This window comes from Bacillus sp. S/N-304-OC-R1, assembly GCF_019749375.1.
GTDB lineage: Bacteria > Bacillota > Bacilli > Bacillales > Cytobacillaceae > Cytobacillus.
Window position 1 is genome coordinate 113,713 of sequence record NZ_JACWFE010000016.1, and the last position, 18,505, is coordinate 132,217.

Below are 18,505 nucleotides of genomic sequence, written 5' to 3' on the forward strand. Positions count from 1 at the left end.
TTATTCTTAAGAAATCGAGGATGCATCATGAGAATTAGAGATTGGGATTCAAATCTTAAAGTCAGATTATTTGGGGAAGCCGCAATAAATATTACTTTCTGGATGTTCTTTCCGTTTTTAACGATATATTTTGCAGGTGAATTTGGGAAGGATAAAGCCGGATTACTTCTTATTTTTTCTCAAGTGTTTTCTGTATTAGCGAATTTAATGGGCGGGTATTGTGCTGATCGTTTTGGACGGAAAACGATGATGGTTTTGTCAGCATTTGGGCAAGGCTTGAGTTTTTTAATTTTTGCACTAGCTGATTCTCCATGGTTCAGCTCGCCATGGCTTGGCTTTATCTGCTTTGCCTTTGTCGGGATTTTCGGTTCTTTTTACTGGCCCGCAAGTCAGGCAATGGTCGCAGATGTTGTTGAAGAAAAGCATCGCAGCCATGTGTTTGCCATCTTTTATACATCCATTAATATTGCAGTCGTCGTCGGCCCAGTGTTAGGAGCGATTTTCTATACGAACTATCGCTTTGAACTTCTTTTATTTGCAGGTATCATCTGTATCATATTAGCAGGAATCTTGGCAAAAATGACAAGGGAAACCGTCCCTGAACAGTCTCAGATTGTAAATGAGGATGACAAATGGTATTCGTTTTTAATAAAGCAAATGAAGGATTACGGAATTATCTTTAAGGATAAAACCTTCCTCCTCTTTATTATTGCAGGTGTATTAGCAGCACAAACCTTTATGCAGCTGGATTTGTTATTCCCTATTTACACAAGTGAGTTTGTGCATAACCAGCCTTTGCTTAAGTTTGGTGATTGGGTCTTTAATGTTAGCGGTGAGCAGGCGTTTGGCATTATTCTTTCAGAAAACGGTTTTTTAGTTGCGCTGTTTACAGTAGCTGTCACTAAATTTATGGTTAGATATAAGGAAAGAAATGTCTTCGTAGTATCTTCCCTTACATATGCAGTGGCCATCTACATGTTTGGACAAACGAGCTGGATTTGGGGATTGATTATCGCGATGGCGATTTTTACCCTTGGAGAACTCATGACCGCAGGTCTGCAGCAAAGTTTTGTTTCAAAAATTGCCCCTGAACATATGCGCGGTCAATATTTTGCCGCAGCCAGTCTCAGGTTTACATTCGGCAAAACTATTGCCCCTATCTCCATCCCTTTAACGGTTTGGATTGGCTATGAATGGACATTCTTAATCTTAGCCGTTCTTGCGGTTTTGAGTGCTGTGCTTTATTGGCTAATGTTTGCCATTGCGGAAAAACCAAATACAGTAATCACGAAAAAGGAATCTGTTTAGGGTTCCTTTTTTCTTTGATTTCAGATATATTTGGAGTCTGGCGGATATCCTCTCTTCAAAGTATCTTTTTTTTCACAAAAAAGTTACAATTAAAAAGAAGATTTTGGCAAAGGAGAATACATAATGAGTGATTTCCAAAAAAACTTAGAGAAATATGCAGAGCTTGCCGTTAAGGTTGGCGTTAATGTTCAAGAAGGGCAAACATTAGTCATCAATACTTCCCTAGATGCAGCCGAATTAGTACGTCTTATTGCAAAAAAAGCTTATGAAGCTGGTGCTTATAATGTAGTCGTGAATTGGAATGACGATGCTGTATCCCGCACGAAATATGAACTGGCTCCAGATGAAGCATTCAATGAATATCCAGAATGGCGCGCAAAGGAATCTGAAGAGTTGGCTAAAAATGGCGCAGCTTTCATGTCCATCGTTTCTGCAAGCCCAGATCTGCTGAAAGGTGTTAAGCCTGAGCGCATTGCTAATTTCCAGAAGGCAGCGGGGAAAGCGCTTTCTAATTATAGAAAGATGATGATGTCTGATAAAGTCAGCTGGACTGTTATCGCGGCTCCATCACCTGCATGGGCTGATATGGTATTCCCTGATGCACCAGCAGAAGAGAGAGTTCAATTACTATGGGATGCTATTTTCAAAGCAACTCGTACAGATGTGGACAATCCAGTTGAAGCATGGAAAAAACATGACGAAACATTACATGAAAAGGTAAATTATCTGAACAGCAAACGCTATAAAAAGCTTCATTATAAAGCACCTGGCACCGATTTAACGATTGAACTGCCTGAGAAGCATCTTTGGGTTGGAGCTGGCAGCATCAATGAAAAAGGGCATGAATTTATGGCGAATATGCCTACTGAAGAAGTATTTACGGTTCCACACAAAACAAGTGTGAACGGCACTGTTTCAAGCACAAAACCATTAAGCTATGGCGGCAATATTATCGATAATTTCACGCTAACGTTTGACAATGGTCGCATCGTCGACGTTAAAGCTGAGCAAGGAGAAGAAATTCTTAAACAGCTTGTCTCTACTGACGAAGGCTCTCATTATCTTGGTGAAGTGGCGCTCGTTCCATATAATTCGCCAATTTCACAATCAAATCTTCTATTTTACAATACATTATTTGACGAAAATGCATCAAACCATTTGGCGATCGGCAGTGCTTATGCATTCTGCTTAGAAGGCGGAAAGCAAATGTCGAGTGACGAGCTTAAAGAACATGGACTAAACGACAGCCTCACACATGTCGACTTCATGATCGGTTCAGCAGAAATGGACATTGACGGTATTACTGCAGATGGAAAAACAGAGCCTGTCTTCCGCAATGGCGATTGGGCATTCTAAATAACATGATTCAAGGCTGCTGAAAAAGTTTCAGCAGCCTTTATCATGCCAATGTAAGGAAAGTTCAAATTTCTACTTCTTCGCTAAATAAATTGTGCTTACTTTCCCGCTTTCTCCTGATAAAATTTCTACAATATATTTATCCGCATTGTAAACAGACTGTGTTTCTCCTTCAGAAGTTTTCTCCTCACGATCAGGCTTGCCAAGTAATTGTTTCACATTTTCTATGGTTGTTTTCACCCGTTCTCCAGGGATCGAGACGGCTGTGACAGTTCCCGTTGATTTTTCGTAATAATACGTAATTTCCGGGTACATCAAATAGGGGGTCTCTTTAATAAACCCTTCCTCCATGAAATTAGGCTCAGATTTCTTGATGTTTGCGATATTCGTTCCGATTGGATATGGACTGCCTAGTGGAATGCCGTGCTTTGCTTTTTCCACGATATCACTGCTTAGCTCAATATTGTGGAATGGATAGTAAAACTCTTTCTGCTCGCTCCATTTTTGATACCAGTCTTCTCCTTCTGAGATTTCCTTTTCGTTTAATTGGGATTCATCTAATTTGTTGATTGTTGATTGTGCTTCATTGTATTCCCACGTAATAAATTTCCAAACTTTATTTTCCTGTAAGTGTGCTGTTTGCAAATAATTTTGGTTAATGACTTTTATTTCTGTACCAAATATAGTTTTCATCTTGTCTTCGGTACTAATTTTCTTCAGCTCACCATCTTTAATAGTATATAAATACACCTTCGAGCTGCCATTTTCATTTGGCTGCAATACAACAATGATCGTATTATTGTCTAAATTTATAGAATAAGCTTGGTTTAGGGAAGGATTGAATGTGAAGGCAGAAGTGTCGTCCCTTCCTACTTCAGCTTGCTTATAAGCAACATCAGATCCTTTTTCTGCAAGATACAGAGAATAGTCCCCTGTAAATGCCTGATTTTTCGAGCTTGCGTTTTTGTCCTCATTTAAAGTAGCTTGTTCATCATCAGCATAGATAAATACTGTATATTCATCCGAACCTTCAACAGCTTCAAATTGATATAATGCTTGATCCTTTAGCCAAATCGTATCTCTTTTCTCTATATTAGATAACTCTGCAGATGCAGCTTTTAATTGTGTATTTTCAGCGTCAAGAGCTTTTGTTTCATTTGAACAAGAGGCTAACGCACTTGATAACATCATTAAAGAAATAATATATATAAATTTTCTCATTAAAATCTCCCTGTAAAAATAATGCAAATTTGTTTTTCAAATGTTAATTTTCTTTTACAAATATAACAATTTTATTTGTATGTTAAAAGTGTAACAAATAGCTTGCCATTCTACAAATCTCCCAATATACCCATTTTTCGAAAAACTCCATTAAACAAAAAAGAGCATTAACCCTAATTAGGCTAATACTCTTCACTTTCAAGAAATTATTTTCATTTCAGCTGTTTTTCCTGTCGTGATACTAATAGCAATAAAAGATATCAAAGATAATAAAATGGGCATAACGACTGTATGCATGCCGAAAAGATTTGGAAGATACATATGAAAAATGATATAAGAGCCGATTCCGATGATCATTGAAGAAATTGCTCCAAATTTATTGCCCCGGTCCCAATACAAGCCAAGAACGACCGGCCAGATAAACGCAGCTTCCAAACCGCCAAAGGAAAATAAATTAAGCCAAATAATAAGATCTGGCGGGCTAAGTGCCATTAGAAACACAAGAATTCCCAGAATGGTTGTAACGCCAAAGCTCATTTTCTTAATGGTCCCTTCTTCCGCATCCGGCTTCATGTAATTAATGTATACATCCTTTACAACTGCAGAGCTTACGAGCAGCAATAAGGAATCAACTGTAGACATGATAGCCGCCATCGGAGCTGCTAGAACGACACCGGCTAGCCAAGGCGGGAGTACTTTAAGGGCAATGAGCGGCATAACCTTGTCACCAATTTCGATTCCAGGAAGAATCGGGCGTGCAAACACTCCAATTAAGTGCATACCTAACATAATAAAACCAACAACAATCGTGCCAATAATAATCGCCCTATGCATTGCTTTGGAATTCTTATAAGACATCGCCCGAACTGTAACCTGAGGCAGCCCGACAACACCAACCCCAACTAAAATCCAAAAAGACGAAACATATAGAGGAGTCAGTCCCCTGTCAAAACCATACGGACTAATTAAATTCGGATTTTCTGCAGCAAGTTCCTTAATAATATTCGGGATTCCTCCGCCAGCAATGATAACACCAACTAGCAGAATGAGCGTACCTATAAACATAATGGCACCTTGAACTGCATCCGTTAAAGCAACCGCACGGAATCCTCCGATAATGACATACACCATAACAGATATAGCAAAAATAAATAAAGCCGAAAGATAACTAAGGCCAGTGAGCGATTCAATTAGCCGCGCACCGCCGACCCATTGTGCAGCCATTGCTGAAAATAAGAAAACAATAATACTAAAAGCAGATAACAGAACAACCCACTTACTTTTATACCGTTCCTTTAAAAAGTCGATTAGCGTCACTGCTTGATATCTTCTTGCCGTAATGGCGAACTTCTTCCCAAGAACCATAAGGACAAAATAGCCTGTGACCACTTGAGACATAGCAAGCAGCACCCATCCTAGCCCCTGTGTATACGCAACACCTGGACCTCCGATAAAACTGCTGGCGCTTCCGTATGTCGCCATCATCGTCATCGCTAAAATAAATCCGCCAAGCTCTCTGCCGCCAAGGAAATACTCCTGCAGAAAGGAATTCTCTTTATTCATATGTTTGCTTGCCCAAAATCCAACAATAAAGATTAGAACTAAGAAAATAACTAATGGAGTCATAACTTGCCAGCTCATTTAGACGCCCCCCTTTCTTCCTCTTCCTCGAACGAGACGTCCTTAAAGAAAAACTTTACAACGATGATTACAAGGATGACCATAATAATAATTCCTGCCACACAGCTATAGAAAAACCAAGCCGGAAGCCCAAAGATAAATTCGTATTTTTCTACTGGGCCTGAGCCCATTCCATAGGCAAATCCAAACCACCAAATAAAATTAAATACTACGAGACCAATCCCAATCCATGCTTCTCTTTCAGCAATTTTAAACCGGGGATCTTTTTTATGGCTTTGCTTCTCCATTCGGTACTCCTTTAATTATTGTTTTTAAAATGCATAAAAAGGCAGATTGCTCTGCCTTATCTATATTATATAGTTGTTTTATCAATGTACACAATTCCCCATTTACTAACGATTATCTACTGTCTCAGGATAAAGATCATGGTTCATCATCCGGTACTCAGCCATTTTTTCATACTTTGTACCAGGCTTACCGTAGTTGCAATATGGATCAATAGAAATGCCGCCCCTTGGCGTAAATTTACCCCAAACCTCAATGAAGCGCGGGTCCATCAGCTCTATTAAATCATTCATAATAATATTCATACAATCCTCATGAAAATCCCCATGATTGCGGAAGCTGAATAGGTACAGCTTTAATGATTTGCTTTCCACCATTTTTTGATCGGGAATGTAGCTTATATAAATGGTCGCAAAATCTGGCTGCCCCGTTATCGGACATAAACTCGTAAACTCAGGACAATTAAATTTCACAAAGTAATCGCGATATGGATGCTTATTATCGAATGATTCTAAAATTGACGGTGAATATTGAAATAAATATTTCGTTCCCTGATTACCTAAAAGAGTAATGTCTTTTAACTCTTCTTCTTTTCTTCCAGTCATAAAAAAAACCTCCCCTAATGATCCCGATCAAAAGAGAGGTATAAACCAAAGCTTTATTATAGAAATGATTCATTCCACCATCAAAGCCATAGTTTTTTATAGAGGGTATTGCTATGAACCTCTCCCTTTAACAGGGACTCATTTAATTATCATAGTTACTATAAGGAAAATGCGGTTATCTGTCAATGCCAGCAATCATTCTTAGTATTGAAGACTGGAATCTTTGTGGATGATCATAGTATAATAGACGATAATTTTGAAATGAAAGGTGTTTTTTGACCTATGCTCAATGAGTTTAAAAAGTTTGCATTAAAAGGAAATGTATTAGATCTTGCGGTCGGAGTTATTATCGGTGCTGCCTTCGGTAAAATTGTTTCTTCTCTAGTAGAAGATATTATTATGCCGCTTGTCGGTCTTCTTGTTGGTGGAATTGACCTAACTACACATCTTATCATCAAAGTCGGGACAGCTGAAGTGAAAGTTGGCGCCTTTGCCCAGACGATTTTAGATTTTGTGATCGTTGCATTTTCGATTTTTATTTTTATCAGAATGATTAACAAACGCTTTAAAAAGCATGAGAATCCGAAGCCGCCAGAAGTGGATAAGAAAGAAGTACTCCTGACTGAAATCCGGGATCTATTAAAAGAAAAATAATTTTTTGAAACTCTTTTAAAGGACAAACGTATATTTATATAGACAAAATGTTATGAGGTGAAAAAAGGATGTATGTACAACAAACAGCAAATCATAGTCATCTACCTGCCGTTTTAAGAACGTTTGCGTTTTCACTCGGTATTGCCTTTATTGGGACAATGGCCGGAGTCTTTGTTCCACCTGCTATGTTTTTGCCGCTTATGATACTTGAAATCGGAATGCTCCTATTCGCATTTATTATCCGCAGAAAGAAAGCGATGTCTTATTCATTCCTATTTGCTTTCACGTTTATTTCAGGAATGACGACTTATCCAATTATTTCTCATTATCTTGCTGCAATTGGTCCGAATCCGGTCTTGCTTGCTCTTGCAACAACGACAACCGTTTTTACTGGCTTAGCTGTTTACGCAACAACGACGAAGCGCGACCTTACTTTCCTAGGCGGTATTCTGATGGCAGCCCTTCTCGCACTAATTGCCATCTCAATCTTTAATATTTTCTGGCCATTAAGCTCAACAGGGATGCTGGCATTTTCATTTATTGGTGTACTCGTATTCAGCGGATATGTGCTATTCGACTTTAACCGCATGAAGCAGCACGGTGTAACAGCTGAAGAAGTTCCATTAATGGCTCTTAACCTGTACTTGGATTTTATTAACTTGTTTATTAATATCCTCCGTATCTTTGGAATTCTTGGAAGCAGAGATTAATTATTAGTTTTGGCTTTGCTATACGTTGCTGTTGATTTCCGCTGCAGGCACTCGCTTTCCGCGGGCGGTCCGGGAGCCTCCTCGTCGCTATTGCTCCTGCGGGGTCTCCCTTTGACTCGCTTTTCCCGCTGGAGTCTCGCGCCTTCCGCTCCAATCAACGACTGCAAAAATCAATATTCTGCTTTAACATAGCCTTTGATTAAAAAACCTCGTCAACTGGAAGCAGCTTTCTTCCATTGACGAGGTTTTTTTAATGACTGGAGTATTCGTCTCTCAGAATACTGTAATAGGTTAAATCTACAGGCTTATTTTCTTTCATCACATGATTGCGCAGTATTCCTTCATGCTTCATTCCGCACTTCTCCATAATTCTCCAAGAGCCAGGATTATCTGTAAAAGCTAATGCATAGATGCGGTTAAGCTTCAATACTTCAAAACCATATTTAATGATGAGTTTGGAAGCTTCTGTCCCATAGCCTTTCCCCCAAAATGGCTTGCCGACCCAATAGCCAAGCTCAGCTCTTTTATGTTCTGCTACAGGGCGAATCCCAACAAGACCAATTAGACTAGAGTCCTCTTTTCGGACAATCGCATAAGTGGCAGTCTTGCCTTCCTTTTCAGCCTCCAAAACATTCTCTATAAAGCTTCTTGCAGAGCCTTTAGGATATGGATGAGGAATATTTAACGTTGTTTTGGCTACTTCATAATCACTTGCGTATTCTTCTACCTTTTCTGCATCATCAAGTGTAAGAGAACGTAAGATAATTCGCTCTGCTTCTAGAATTTCCATGATTGTACACACCTTTTTCTACGAAAGTTCCTAAATAGTACACTATTACATTACTCTACCGTTACAGCTAATTCTTTAACTAGCAGGGAAGGTGATCCAATATATCCTGGTGCAACAAAGGAGAATGAAAAGTCCAGGTCTGACCCAATTCCCTCAATGCTTTTCAGAATTTCATAGAAATTCCCTGCAATCGTCATTTGCTTTGCTGAAAATTGAATCTTTCCATCCTTTACAAAATACCCTTTAGCAGCTAGCGAAAAATCCCCAGAAACAGGGTCAGCGCCAGAATGTAATCCCTCTAAGCCGGTAATAATCATTCCTTCCTCTATGGATGTCTGCAAGTCTTCAAAGCTTTGCTCAGAAGGAACAATATAGAAATTAGTTGGAGAAACAGAAAGTGCCCCTTTGTAGGAAGGCTTATAGGCATTTCCGGTTGATGCGGCATTTGCTTTTTCAGCCGTTTTCCGATTATGCAATAAGGTAACGAGCTTCCCATCTTTAACAATGTCTTTTTTTGCTGTCGCAACCCCTTCACTATCAAATGTACTGCTAAATAATCCGCTTTCCAGGAAAGGATCATCAACAATTTGTAAGGAAGAAACGGCTATTGGTTCTCCGGTCCTGTCTTTTAAAAGAGACTGGCCCATTTGTGCTTTTTCTGCTGAGAAAACAGGTGAAAAGGTTTGAAGAAGGCTTGCTGCCGCTGTATTACGCAATAATACAGGATAACGCTTGCTTTCTACCGTTTTGGCATTCAATTGTGAAAGAGCTTCCTCGACAGCGTGTTTCGCAATCTCCTCTGGAACTAAGGAATCAATATTTTGAGTTATCTTAACAAATAATCCCGTTTTAATTTCTTCATCCTGCTTAACAACTACAGAGATATACATCCCTATATAATTTTTCTTTTCTTTCAGCTCAAGCCCTTTGCTGTTCATAATCGCGCACTCTGATTCAGCACTTTCAAGCTTAAAATAATTTGTTCCTGTTACCCTTTCGTCATAGGCATAAATTTGTTTTTCAATCTCTTTTAACAGGTCTATTTTTTCTGGAATAGTCACTTCTGCCAGCTTAGCAGAATAAAAGCTGCCATCATGATAGCTGTCACTTCCTGAAAACATTTCAATTTTTATTTCTTCCTCACTTAATTCAGCATTTTCCTTCGCATTCTTAACCATATATAATAACGATTCTTCATCCAGTTTTTCCGTGTAGGCACTGCCGAATTTCCCATTAATGATACCACGGAAGGAAACTCCAGATACTTCAGAGCTTTCATAGGAATCTAGTTCCCCTTTGAACAAGCTGCAGCTGAATTTATCTTCCTTTTCGTAATAAAGCTCCATGTCAGAAAAGCCATGCTGTTCACTAAGTGTAAAAAGCCTTTGCTTAAAATCCTGGATCAACATCCTATTCAGCCTCCTTACTGCCGCCAACTGTCATTTCACTTACCCGAATCATTGGCTGGCCAACATTAACTGGAATGCTTCCGCTTAAGGATCCACACATTCCTTCTCCATGGGCTAAATTATTCCCTACCATATCAACAAGCATTAGAGTTTCCGCACCATTTCCGACTAGCGTTGCTCCTTTAAGCGGTTTGCCAAGCTTTCCGTCTTGAACCATATACGCTTCCATTACAGCAAAATTATAATCCCCAGTAGCTGGATTCACTGATCCGCCGCCCATATATTTTGCATATATGCCATGCTCTGTATTGGCAATGATCTCGTCTGGAGTAGACTTTCCTTCCGCAATATACGTATTGGTCATACGGGAAGTCGGGGCAAAACGGTACGATTGCCTTCTTCCAGATCCTGTAGATGGCATCCCCATTCTTCTGCTATTAAACTTATCAATCAAGTAACCTTTTAATATTCCATTTTCGATTAGAACATTTTTCCGCGCCTTTTCTCCTTCATCATCTATTGTGATGGAGCCCCACTCATTCTTTAGTGTCCCATCATCAATATATGTAACGACGTCAGAAGCAACCTTTTCCCCTATCCGATTAGCAAAAACGGAGTTATTCTTTGCAACTGATGTTGCTTCAAGACCATGTCCGCACGCTTCATGGAAAATGACTCCTCCAAATTCATTATCAATAATGACAGGAAATTTCCCGCTAGGGCATGGATCCGCACTAAGCATGGTGACGGCTATTCGGGAAGCTTCATTTGCATAATGGTCCAGATTTAAATTCTCAAAGAACTCAAATCCCTTATGAGCGCCTGGACCATAAAAACCTGGCTGCATTTGTGTGCCATCCGATGCAATTGACTGGATCACCAATCTGCTTCTCACTCTCTTGTCCTCAACCAATTTACCTTCACTATTCGCAATAAGTACGTTTTGCTCTTCGTCCAGATAGCGAACAAGAACCTGCTGAATACTAGTATGATAGTTTTTTGCTATTTCATATGCCTTTCTCATGACGTCTGCTTTACGGGTTTTATTTGCTTCACTTGGATAAATTTCGATTGGATGGGCATATGTGACAATTTCTTTTGTAAGGGATGAAGGCTGAATAATCTTTTCTCCGCTGATTGCATGAGCTGCATTTCGTGCGGCTTTTAACAATCCTTCCTTTGAAGCATCTGTTGTATACGTATATACACTTTGTAGGCCTTTAAACACACGGATTCCAATCCCAAAATCTCTTCCTGACAAGCTGTTTTCGATTTGACCGCTTTGCAGTGTTATCAGATTATTAAATCGATCCTCAACGAACACCTCCGAAAAATCACCGCCAGTTGCAAGTGCAGCAGCAAGTACATCTTCAATGACAGATGTGGAAAGCATAAGCCCCCTCCTTATTGAATAGATTATTCTAAACAGTCTAACTATTTAAGTATACTATTTCCTTCCTTTTTTTACTACTAAGGACAAAGTTGGTTTGTTTGCCCTAATTCATTATTTATTCAAATAACTATTTCTCATAATCGGCTTTAATTTGACTTAGGACCTCTTCCCAAATTGTTTCATGATCTGTTAAGAAATGACCTGCTCCCGGTATAAAATGGTTAGAGACTTTAGGGATTGCTTTTGCAACTTTTTTAATTTCTTCAAAAGGAGCCATTCGATCATCCTCTCCATGCCAAATATGAACCGGAATACTAATATCGTTTAAATCAAAACCCCAAGGCTTCGACAATAGATTCACTTCCTCAATGGGCCCATCCACTCTTAACCGAAGTGCCTCGCCCAAATGCGCCTTCATTTCTTTAATGACTGCATCATTTTGGGCAATTTTACGATCCGACTCGATTAAATGTTTATTTCCCCTTTTCATCGCCTGTATAAATTTTTCCGGCTTCTCCTCCATCATTTTTTTTTGCATTTTATAAGAATATTTCATTAGCCAAGGCACGTATTTACTCAATGTAAAAGCAAGGCGATTTTCTTTTACCATCGTTTTCGGTGGCTTGCCGTTAATAAAGGGTGCTACACTAGCAATCATCGAAACATGATGTAGACGCGCTGGAATTTGATATGCACAGGCAGCTGCAAATGCACCTCCACCAGAAACACCTATGACGGAGAACTTATCTATTCCAAGTCCATCAGCTAATTCCTGAATATCAAACGCCCAATCAGCCAGACTTCTATTGATCTTTCGGTCTGATGTTCCAAAGCCCGGACGATCAGTTGCAATCAGCCTTACTCCCAATGATTTCGCTATTTCATCATCTTCCGTAAACCATATTTTAGACCCTGGAGTTCCATGAAAAATCAACACCGGAATTCCATCTTTTTGTCCGTACTCGATATACCCTAATTGACGTCCATCCTTCAACCGAAATAATTTCCCTGCCATTTTTCTTCTCCCCCTATCAGTTGTTACCTTCATTGTAAAAGATCACGCAACGTCAGGTTCAAGCACTTTTTTTCGGGACATAGGGACAAGTGCATTGTCCCCAAAAAAACAGGAGCCCACTGTGATTCCCCTTATATCTAGGGTCTATTTCACATAGGGCTCCTCCGTTATAAAACACCTGAAAATAACCGGGCAAAAGATTCCTTTGATCTCTCAACAAAACCTCTTTTAAAATTTTGAACAGGACTGATTTTTTCGCTGTACTCCATATCCTCCTCGTAATGAGCAACAAGATCACGAATCGAGCTAGTCCCATAGAGGATGACATTCACTTCAAAATTCAAGTGAAAGCTCCGCATATCCATATTGGCCGTTCCTAATGAAGCAAGATTGCCATCCACGATAATTATTTTCTGATGCAGAAATCCTTTTTTATAAGAATATATTTCTGCACCGGAACGAAGCAGCTCAGGAAAATAAGATCTGCTGGCATATTGGGTTAGAAACCCGTCATTAATTTCCGGAACCATCACACGAACCTCTATCCCTTTTGCAGCCGCAACCCTTAAAGCAGTCCGAATGGATTCATCTGGAATAAAATATGGGGAGGCAATCCAAATAGACTTTGTCGCTGAAGAAATCATCGTGAAATAAAAATCACTTATTAACCCTTGCTGTGTATCTGGACCGCTTACCACAACCTGTACAGCTCCATCAAGGACATCGTCATTCATTTTTGATTGGTATGAATCATAATTCCCCAAAACTTTATTTCCGGTAACATATTCCCAATCAAGCAAAAAGACTGTGTGAAGAGAGTAGACAGCTTCCCCCATTAGCAGCATATGGGTATCGCGCCAAAACCCCGCCTTATCATCTTCCCCAAGATACTCAACACCCACATTTAACCCGCCTACATAGCCATACTTTCCATCAATCACAATAATTTTCCGGTGATTGCGGAAGTTAATTTTCTGATTGAAAAAGCCATATCTCAGCGGAGAAAAGAGCTTGACCTTTATTCCTGCATTCTCCATGGCTTGTATATCCTCTGGAGAGATTTTCCTGCTCCCCACCGCATCTGCCATAAACAAGACTTCAACACCATTTGTCGCTTTTTCAATCAGTATTTCAATAATTTCTTTTCCTAAGCGATCAGAGCGGTAGATATAGTATTCCATATGGATAAACTCTTGGGCTTCTTTCAACCTCTTCTTTATTTCGGAAAAAGTAGCTTCTCCGTCTTTTAATATGAATGATCTTGAATCTGTGCTGATAGGAGTAGGTGATGCACTGCTCGCATATTTTAAAAAAGAATGCTGCGTGTCTTGTAAAAAAGAAAAGTCTGGAGACGACTCTTTCTGCAAGAGCTTCTTCCATTCATCTCGATCACGCTTTCGCTTGCTTTTAAATAAATATCCTTTCAAGTATAGCTGTCCGGAAAATAAATAAAATAAATAACCGAAAACAGGAAAAAAGATTAACACATATATCCATAAAAGGGTGTGCTGTGGCGATCGGTTCTCGAGCATTAATGAATAAATACTAATCATAAGTGCAGAAATATATAATAGACCGATGATAGCCTTGATTTCCAAAACTAAATGACTGAAAAGAATAAAATAAAGGGAACAGATTAATATTGCTGCAATTAAAAATTCAATCCGGCGCTTTCTCATCTCATTGTTCTCCATATCTAAACGTATTGTGTATATTATTTCCTTTATACCCAATTTTAATATAGAAAAACAATGAAAATGTTGTAAAATAAATAGAATCATAGAATGGTGGTGATTTAATGATTGTTAGGCTTTTAAATCCAACTGATGCTGAAGCTTATCAAAAAGTAAGATTAATCGCATTACAGAATCATCCAGAAGTCTTTGCCTCCAGTTACGAGGAGGAAAAAGACCGCCCGGCAGAGTTTTATGGACAGCGATTTCAGTCAGAGGAAGCCTTTACTTTCGGGGCGTTTGAGGATGAAACTTTAATTGGAACAGTTACTTTATTTATTGAATCTAAATTAAAGCTTAAACATCGAGCTAATATTTTCGCCATGTATGTTTCGCCGGAAAAGCGCAAAATAGGTGCAGGTAAATTGCTAATGACTGCAGCACTTGAAAAAGCAATGGCGTTACCTGACATTGAACAAATTCACCTTACAGTAGAGGCATCTAATGAACCTGCTAAAAAACTTTATGCCTCATGCGGGTTTGAAACATACGGAAAAGATAAAAGAGCTTTGAAAATTGATGACCAGTATTTTGATGAGGAACATATGGTTTTATATTTAAATAAATAAACGCAGAAAACCAGGTATCAAAAAACCTGGTTTTTGAGCCTTATTGATACTTATTAATAAGTAGACTTTTTCTCTTTCCTACTGCATCCTTAATGCTGTCCTTAAGCCATATCGGCGATTGTGGATGAAGAAGAATTTCATCAGGGGTCATCCAATATACAGCATCCACTTCATCAGGACTTTTCGCAAAGGCTTCTCCACTTTCATATTCACATAAAAAAACTACATCAATTACATGGACTCCATCCTCTGTCACGAATGAAGTACTTCTGACATATATCATCTCGTCTTTTACGTAAACCCCAACCTCTTCAAAAATTTCCCGTTTTACTGTTCGCTCAAGGATTTTAGTAGAGTGTCCCTCCTGCTCCACTGTTCCTCCAACAAGAGACAGCAATCCCCCTGCATGTTCTTCCTTCTTGCTGCGCTCGATAATAAGCCATTTATCATCTTTTACAATTGCACCTTCGACATTAACATAGAACATATCATTCACCTCTCCTAAATATATTTCAACTAGGCTTAGTGATTTTCCTGCAATAAAATGAACTGCAATTCATTTTTATTTCATAAAGAATCAAGCGCCATCAAAAAATGAGTGGCGCTGCCTAATCAGCTCTATTTTTTCTTTCCTTTTGGATTGATCCCAATGGCTGCCCCGTTTCTGCTGGAGTCAGCAACTCCTTTAAATAATCCATTTTTATGGTCAATGTAAATGCTTTGAACGTTTCCAATCGTGACAGGCTCCGACCCGAAATTATGACCCATACTATTTAAACGGGATAAAACATTCTTAGGAATACCTGACTCATAACGATAAGAATTCATGTTATTTGTATAAATTCGTGGTTCTTCAACCGCTGCTTTCAGTTCCAAATCATATTCAATGGCATGAAGTATCGTTTGCAGTACTGAGGTGATGATCGTTGGACCGCCTGGCGAACCTACTGTCAATACAGGCTTTCCATCCTTAAACACAATCGTAGGGGTCATACTGCTTAATGGCCGCTTATTTGGCTGTACTTCATTGGCGCCCCCAGGAATGGCATCAAAATCTGTCAGCTCATTGTTTAATAAAATGCCATACCCTGGAACCATAATTCCGGTGCCAAAAAGCTGCTCAATGGTAGTCGTATATGATACGACATTTCCCCACTTATCTGTTACAGAAAAATGTGTAGTCTCACCATACTTACGATCATTTGGCTGCTGTTTCACCCCATAATTAGCTGAAACTGTTTCATACTTCCACGGATTTCCTGCAGCAGGATTTTGATTTACTCCATTTAAACTAATTAGTCTTTGGCGCTCTTTAATATACTCTGGATGTAGAAGCCCCTTTAATGGTACATTAACAAACTCTGGATCTCCCGCATAAGCAGCACGGTCTGCATAGGCAAGATGCATCGTTTCAGCAAGCAAATGATATTTCTGCCATGACTTCACATCATATTGAGATAAATGAAAACCATCTAAAATCTGCAGCATTTGAAGCAGGAACACTCCACCGGAGCTTGGCGGCGGCATGCTTGCGATTTGATAGCCTTGATAATCCCCCCAAATCGGTTTATCAATCGTTACATGGTATTTCTTTAAATCACCAGCAGTCATAGAGCCTCCAAATTCCTGTACAGTTCCAGCAATTGCCTCAGCAATCGGTCCTTTGTAAAAGGCATCCGTGCCTTTTGACCGAATTAGCTTGAATGATTTAGCTAAATCCTTTTGAACAAGAGTATCCCCCTCACGCAATGGCTTTCCTTTAGGTAGAAACACATTTTTGGCCGCTGTGCGAGAAAGCATTTCTTTATTTTCCTCAATAGCTTCAGCAAGCACAGAATCAATTGGGAAGCCTTTCTCCGCAAGAGTAATGGCAGGATGAATCAGCTGTTCCATTGGACGAGTGCCCCATTTTTCTAAAGCTTTTTCCAAGCCCTTTAACGTTCCTGGAACTCCTACTGCCTTTCCTCCTGTAGAACGTTCAGCAAATGGAATCGGATTACCGTATTTATCTAAAAACATATTAGGAGTTGCGCCTTGTGGGGCTCTTTCACGGCTGTTAATAATTGTTGTCTCCTTCGTTTTGCCGTCATACACCATCATAAAACCGCCGCCGCCAATGCCTGACATCATTGGCTCCACTACATTTAAGGCAAACTGAATAGCAACAGCCGCATCGATCGCATTTCCTCCCTTCTCCAGTACCTCAGCTCCAATTTTCGATGCTACAGGATGAGCAGTTGCCACCATGCCATTTTTTCCAACGGCAACCTGACTATATGGACCATAGTCCACTTTTTTGTTTTTTGCCTCAGCATGAAAAGGCAGTGTCCCGATTAATAAAAGAACACTAAATACCAATATGAAACTAGATTTTAAAATTCTCCCCATTCTTCTCCCCCTTGGTAAACTCGTTCATTTTTAAATTTATGACAACCAAAAAAGAATATGAAAATTTACGTATTTCTATTAATGAATTGAATATTATGTCCTATATCCTAATCTAAGAAGAGAATTTTCTCCTATAACGATCCTTTTTTACAAAATAATGACCATCAAACACGTGCATACTAATAAAAAGTGTTATTTTCAACGAGGATAGCAATAATTTTATAAACATTTAAAAAAAATAAACTTTAAACAGAATTAATATCTTTTTGATATGATTATTTTGATCAAACAGATAAGTACCATTAGGAGGACATTATGCTAGAAGCAAAAAGATGTAAGGAATCCTATGTAGTGAAAACCAGTATCGTTTTACCGCCGGATACGAACGCATATGGGACGTTATTCGGAGGAAAATTAATGGCTTACATAGATGATGCAGCAGCCATTTCCGGTATGCGCCATGCAAGAAAAAATGTAGTCACGGCCTCAACAGATTCAGTTGATTTTCTGCACCCTATTCATCAAGGAGATGCTGTTTGCTTAGAAGCATTTGTTACATATACAGGAAGATCATCCATGGAGGTTTTCGTGAAAGTAACAGCAGAGGATTTATTAACAGGGGAAAGCAATATTTGTGCTATGTCTTTCTTAACAATGGTCGCTGTAGATAAAAATGGCAAACCTACACCAGTGCCACAGGTACTCCCGGAAACAGACGAAGAGAAAAGCCTCTATGATTCTGCAAAAGAACGTGCAGAGATTCGTAAAAAGCGTAGAAAAGATAGTGTAAGCCTAGTAGAAGCTTATAAAAAAGAGGATTAATATTATAGAGCAGCCATTAAACTTGGCTGCTCTATTGATTTGCAACGAGATACTCTATTTTTGGCCGAAGATAATTCTTGGCACGTTTCATTCTAGTCTTTACAGTCGAAATTGGTGTACTAGTTAAATCGCTAATCTCTTTTAAAGATTGCTGCTTGAAATAAAACAACCAAAGCGGTTCACGATACTTCTTTGGAAGAGACTGGAGTGTAGCCTCCATTTCAATTTTGCTGCATACTTCCAAAACTGCCTCTTCAGGTGGACAAGAAATTGTTGAATTCTCGGTAAACAGAAAAACCTTTTCTTCCCAGAATTGTTTTTGCAGTTTTTCTTTTCTCCAATAATCTCGGCATTTATTCATGGCAATTGTATATAGCCAGCTCCTAAGCTTTGCTTTTTCTTCAAATCCAGGAAGTGCTGAGAAGGCTGAAAGCAGCACCTCTTGATAAAGATCCTCCGCTAGCTCCTTATGTTTGACTAAAGAAAAAATGTAAAGATACAAGGACTTTCCATAGTTAACGATACATTCCTCAAAATATTTCTCTTTTTCTAGATTGGCCTCTCTTTGGTACTGCATTTGAACTTTCTCCTTGCCTTTAATATCCT

General features: G+C 39.1%; 18 protein-coding genes and 1 riboswitch. Of the genes, 6 read left to right on the plus strand and 12 right to left on the minus strand.

Annotated features, from left to right (window positions below; translation table 11 throughout):
• Positions 1-27 precede the first annotated feature (27 nt).
• On the plus strand, positions 28-1,308 hold the full coding sequence (locus H0173_RS13820) for an MDR family MFS transporter (protein WP_221847103.1): 1,281 nt from the start codon (positions 28-30) through the stop codon (positions 1,306-1,308).
• A gap of 123 nt (positions 1,309-1,431) precedes the next feature.
• Positions 1,432-2,664, plus strand: coding sequence for an aminopeptidase (locus H0173_RS13825; RefSeq protein ID WP_221847104.1), 1,233 nt, complete (start codon positions 1,432-1,434; stop codon positions 2,662-2,664).
• Between the two features lie 72 nt (positions 2,665-2,736).
• Here H0173_RS13825 and H0173_RS13830 read toward each other — a convergent pair whose 3' ends face one another.
• From H0173_RS13830 to queF, 4 genes are all read right to left on the minus strand, one after another.
• Complete coding sequence (locus H0173_RS13830) at positions 2,737-3,885, minus strand: outer membrane protein assembly factor BamD (RefSeq protein WP_221847105.1); 1,149 nt, start codon at positions 3,883-3,885, stop codon at positions 2,737-2,739.
• A 198-nt stretch (positions 3,886-4,083) separates the two neighbouring features.
• Positions 4,084-5,526, minus strand: a complete 1,443-nt coding sequence (panF, locus tag H0173_RS13835) for a sodium/pantothenate symporter (protein ID WP_221847106.1) — start codon at positions 5,524-5,526, stop codon at positions 4,084-4,086.
• Positions 5,523-5,813: a YhdT family protein gene (locus H0173_RS13840; RefSeq protein WP_221847107.1), complete on the minus strand. Its 291-nt coding sequence runs from the start codon at positions 5,811-5,813 to the stop codon at positions 5,523-5,525. Before H0173_RS13840 ends, panF begins: the two co-directional genes overlap by 4 nt.
• Before the next feature lie 105 nt (positions 5,814-5,918).
• The gene (queF, locus tag H0173_RS13845; protein ID WP_221847108.1) at positions 5,919-6,416 is read right to left on the minus strand and encodes a preQ(1) synthase; all 498 of its coding nucleotides are present in this window, start codon (positions 6,414-6,416) and stop codon (positions 5,919-5,921) included.
• An 82-nt stretch (positions 6,417-6,498) separates the two neighbouring features.
• Positions 6,499-6,544: riboswitch (PreQ1 riboswitch) on the minus strand.
• A 154-nt stretch (positions 6,545-6,698) separates the two neighbouring features.
• Between queF and mscL the strand changes: the two genes are divergently transcribed.
• Entirely contained in the window at positions 6,699-7,070 is a 372-nt protein-coding gene (mscL, locus tag H0173_RS13850; protein WP_221847109.1) for a large-conductance mechanosensitive channel protein MscL, read from the plus strand.
• A gap of 68 nt (positions 7,071-7,138) precedes the next feature.
• A complete protein-coding gene (locus H0173_RS13855; protein ID WP_221847110.1) occupies positions 7,139-7,780 on the plus strand; it encodes a Bax inhibitor-1/YccA family protein in 642 nt (213 codons plus the stop codon).
• Between the two features lie 250 nt (positions 7,781-8,030).
• Here H0173_RS13855 and H0173_RS13860 read toward each other — a convergent pair whose 3' ends face one another.
• The 5 genes from H0173_RS13860 to cls form a co-directional block, all read right to left on the minus strand.
• Positions 8,031-8,570: a GNAT family N-acetyltransferase gene (locus tag H0173_RS13860; protein ID WP_221847111.1), complete on the minus strand. Its 540-nt coding sequence runs from the start codon at positions 8,568-8,570 to the stop codon at positions 8,031-8,033.
• A gap of 50 nt (positions 8,571-8,620) precedes the next feature.
• Positions 8,621-9,979, minus strand: coding sequence for a TldD/PmbA family protein (locus H0173_RS13865; RefSeq protein ID WP_221847112.1), 1,359 nt, complete (start codon positions 9,977-9,979; stop codon positions 8,621-8,623).
• 1 nt (position 9,980) lies between these two features.
• Complete coding sequence (locus H0173_RS13870) at positions 9,981-11,372, minus strand: TldD/PmbA family protein (RefSeq protein WP_221847113.1); 1,392 nt, start codon at positions 11,370-11,372, stop codon at positions 9,981-9,983.
• A gap of 127 nt (positions 11,373-11,499) precedes the next feature.
• Positions 11,500-12,387 carry an alpha/beta fold hydrolase gene (locus H0173_RS13875; RefSeq protein WP_221847114.1) on the minus strand — a complete coding sequence of 296 codons (888 nt, stop codon included), beginning with the start codon at positions 12,385-12,387 and terminating at the stop codon, positions 11,500-11,502.
• 167 nt (positions 12,388-12,554) lie between these two features.
• Positions 12,555-14,066, minus strand: a complete 1,512-nt coding sequence (gene cls, locus H0173_RS13880) for a cardiolipin synthase (protein WP_221847115.1) — start codon at positions 14,064-14,066, stop codon at positions 12,555-12,557.
• A 119-nt stretch (positions 14,067-14,185) separates the two neighbouring features.
• Between cls and H0173_RS13885 the strand changes: the two genes are divergently transcribed.
• Positions 14,186-14,689, plus strand: coding sequence for a GNAT family N-acetyltransferase (locus H0173_RS13885; protein ID WP_221847116.1), 504 nt, complete (start codon positions 14,186-14,188; stop codon positions 14,687-14,689).
• Positions 14,690-14,729: 40 nt separating this feature from the next.
• On the opposite strand, the gene H0173_RS13890 is transcribed toward H0173_RS13885, so the two are convergent.
• Both H0173_RS13890 and ggt read right to left on the minus strand, forming a co-directional pair.
• Positions 14,730-15,176 (minus strand): NUDIX hydrolase, encoded by a 447-nt coding sequence (locus H0173_RS13890; protein WP_221847117.1) that lies wholly within the window; start codon positions 15,174-15,176, stop codon positions 14,730-14,732.
• 131 nt (positions 15,177-15,307) lie between these two features.
• Complete coding sequence (gene ggt, locus H0173_RS13895; protein WP_221847118.1) at positions 15,308-17,077, minus strand: gamma-glutamyltransferase; 1,770 nt, start codon at positions 17,075-17,077, stop codon at positions 15,308-15,310.
• A gap of 315 nt (positions 17,078-17,392) precedes the next feature.
• On the opposite strand from ggt, the gene H0173_RS13900 reads away from it, so the two are divergent.
• Positions 17,393-17,899, plus strand: coding sequence for an acyl-CoA thioesterase (locus tag H0173_RS13900; RefSeq protein WP_221847119.1), 507 nt, complete (start codon positions 17,393-17,395; stop codon positions 17,897-17,899).
• A 31-nt stretch (positions 17,900-17,930) separates the two neighbouring features.
• Here H0173_RS13900 and H0173_RS13905 read toward each other — a convergent pair whose 3' ends face one another.
• Positions 17,931-18,476, minus strand: coding sequence for an RNA polymerase sigma factor (locus H0173_RS13905; RefSeq protein WP_221847120.1), 546 nt, complete (start codon positions 18,474-18,476; stop codon positions 17,931-17,933).
• Between the last annotated feature and the right edge of the window lie 29 nt (positions 18,477-18,505).

What these genes read in the sequence shown, in the direction of transcription:
- H0173_RS13820 (WP_221847103.1), top strand. Translation starts at nt 28, where the DNA reads ATGAGAATTAGAGATTGGGATTCAAATCTTAAAGTCAGATTATTTGGG.
- H0173_RS13825 (WP_221847104.1), top strand. Translation starts at nt 1,432, where the DNA reads ATGAGTGATTTCCAAAAAAACTTAGAGAAATATGCAGAGCTTGCCGTT.
- H0173_RS13830 (WP_221847105.1), bottom strand. Translation starts at nt 3,885, where the DNA reads ATGAGAAAATTTATATATATTATTTCTTTAATGATGTTATCAAGTGCG.
- panF (WP_221847106.1), bottom strand. Translation starts at nt 5,526, where the DNA reads ATGAGCTGGCAAGTTATGACTCCATTAGTTATTTTCTTAGTTCTAATC.
- H0173_RS13840 (WP_221847107.1), bottom strand. Translation starts at nt 5,813, where the DNA reads ATGGAGAAGCAAAGCCATAAAAAAGATCCCCGGTTTAAAATTGCTGAA.
- queF (WP_221847108.1), bottom strand. Translation starts at nt 6,416, where the DNA reads ATGACTGGAAGAAAAGAAGAAGAGTTAAAAGACATTACTCTTTTAGGT.
- mscL (WP_221847109.1), top strand. Translation starts at nt 6,699, where the DNA reads ATGCTCAATGAGTTTAAAAAGTTTGCATTAAAAGGAAATGTATTAGAT.
- H0173_RS13855 (WP_221847110.1), top strand. Translation starts at nt 7,139, where the DNA reads ATGTATGTACAACAAACAGCAAATCATAGTCATCTACCTGCCGTTTTA.
- H0173_RS13860 (WP_221847111.1), bottom strand. Translation starts at nt 8,570, where the DNA reads ATGGAAATTCTAGAAGCAGAGCGAATTATCTTACGTTCTCTTACACTT.
- H0173_RS13865 (WP_221847112.1), bottom strand. Translation starts at nt 9,979, where the DNA reads ATGTTGATCCAGGATTTTAAGCAAAGGCTTTTTACACTTAGTGAACAG.
- H0173_RS13870 (WP_221847113.1), bottom strand. Translation starts at nt 11,372, where the DNA reads ATGCTTTCCACATCTGTCATTGAAGATGTACTTGCTGCTGCACTTGCA.
- H0173_RS13875 (WP_221847114.1), bottom strand. Translation starts at nt 12,387, where the DNA reads ATGGCAGGGAAATTATTTCGGTTGAAGGATGGACGTCAATTAGGGTAT.
- cls (WP_221847115.1), bottom strand. Translation starts at nt 14,066, where the DNA reads ATGAGAAAGCGCCGGATTGAATTTTTAATTGCAGCAATATTAATCTGT.
- H0173_RS13885 (WP_221847116.1), top strand. Translation starts at nt 14,186, where the DNA reads ATGATTGTTAGGCTTTTAAATCCAACTGATGCTGAAGCTTATCAAAAA.
- H0173_RS13890 (WP_221847117.1), bottom strand. Translation starts at nt 15,176, where the DNA reads ATGTTCTATGTTAATGTCGAAGGTGCAATTGTAAAAGATGATAAATGG.
- ggt (WP_221847118.1), bottom strand. Translation starts at nt 17,077, where the DNA reads ATGGGGAGAATTTTAAAATCTAGTTTCATATTGGTATTTAGTGTTCTT.
- H0173_RS13900 (WP_221847119.1), top strand. Translation starts at nt 17,393, where the DNA reads ATGCTAGAAGCAAAAAGATGTAAGGAATCCTATGTAGTGAAAACCAGT.
- H0173_RS13905 (WP_221847120.1), bottom strand. Translation starts at nt 18,476, where the DNA reads ATGCAGTACCAAAGAGAGGCCAATCTAGAAAAAGAGAAATATTTTGAG.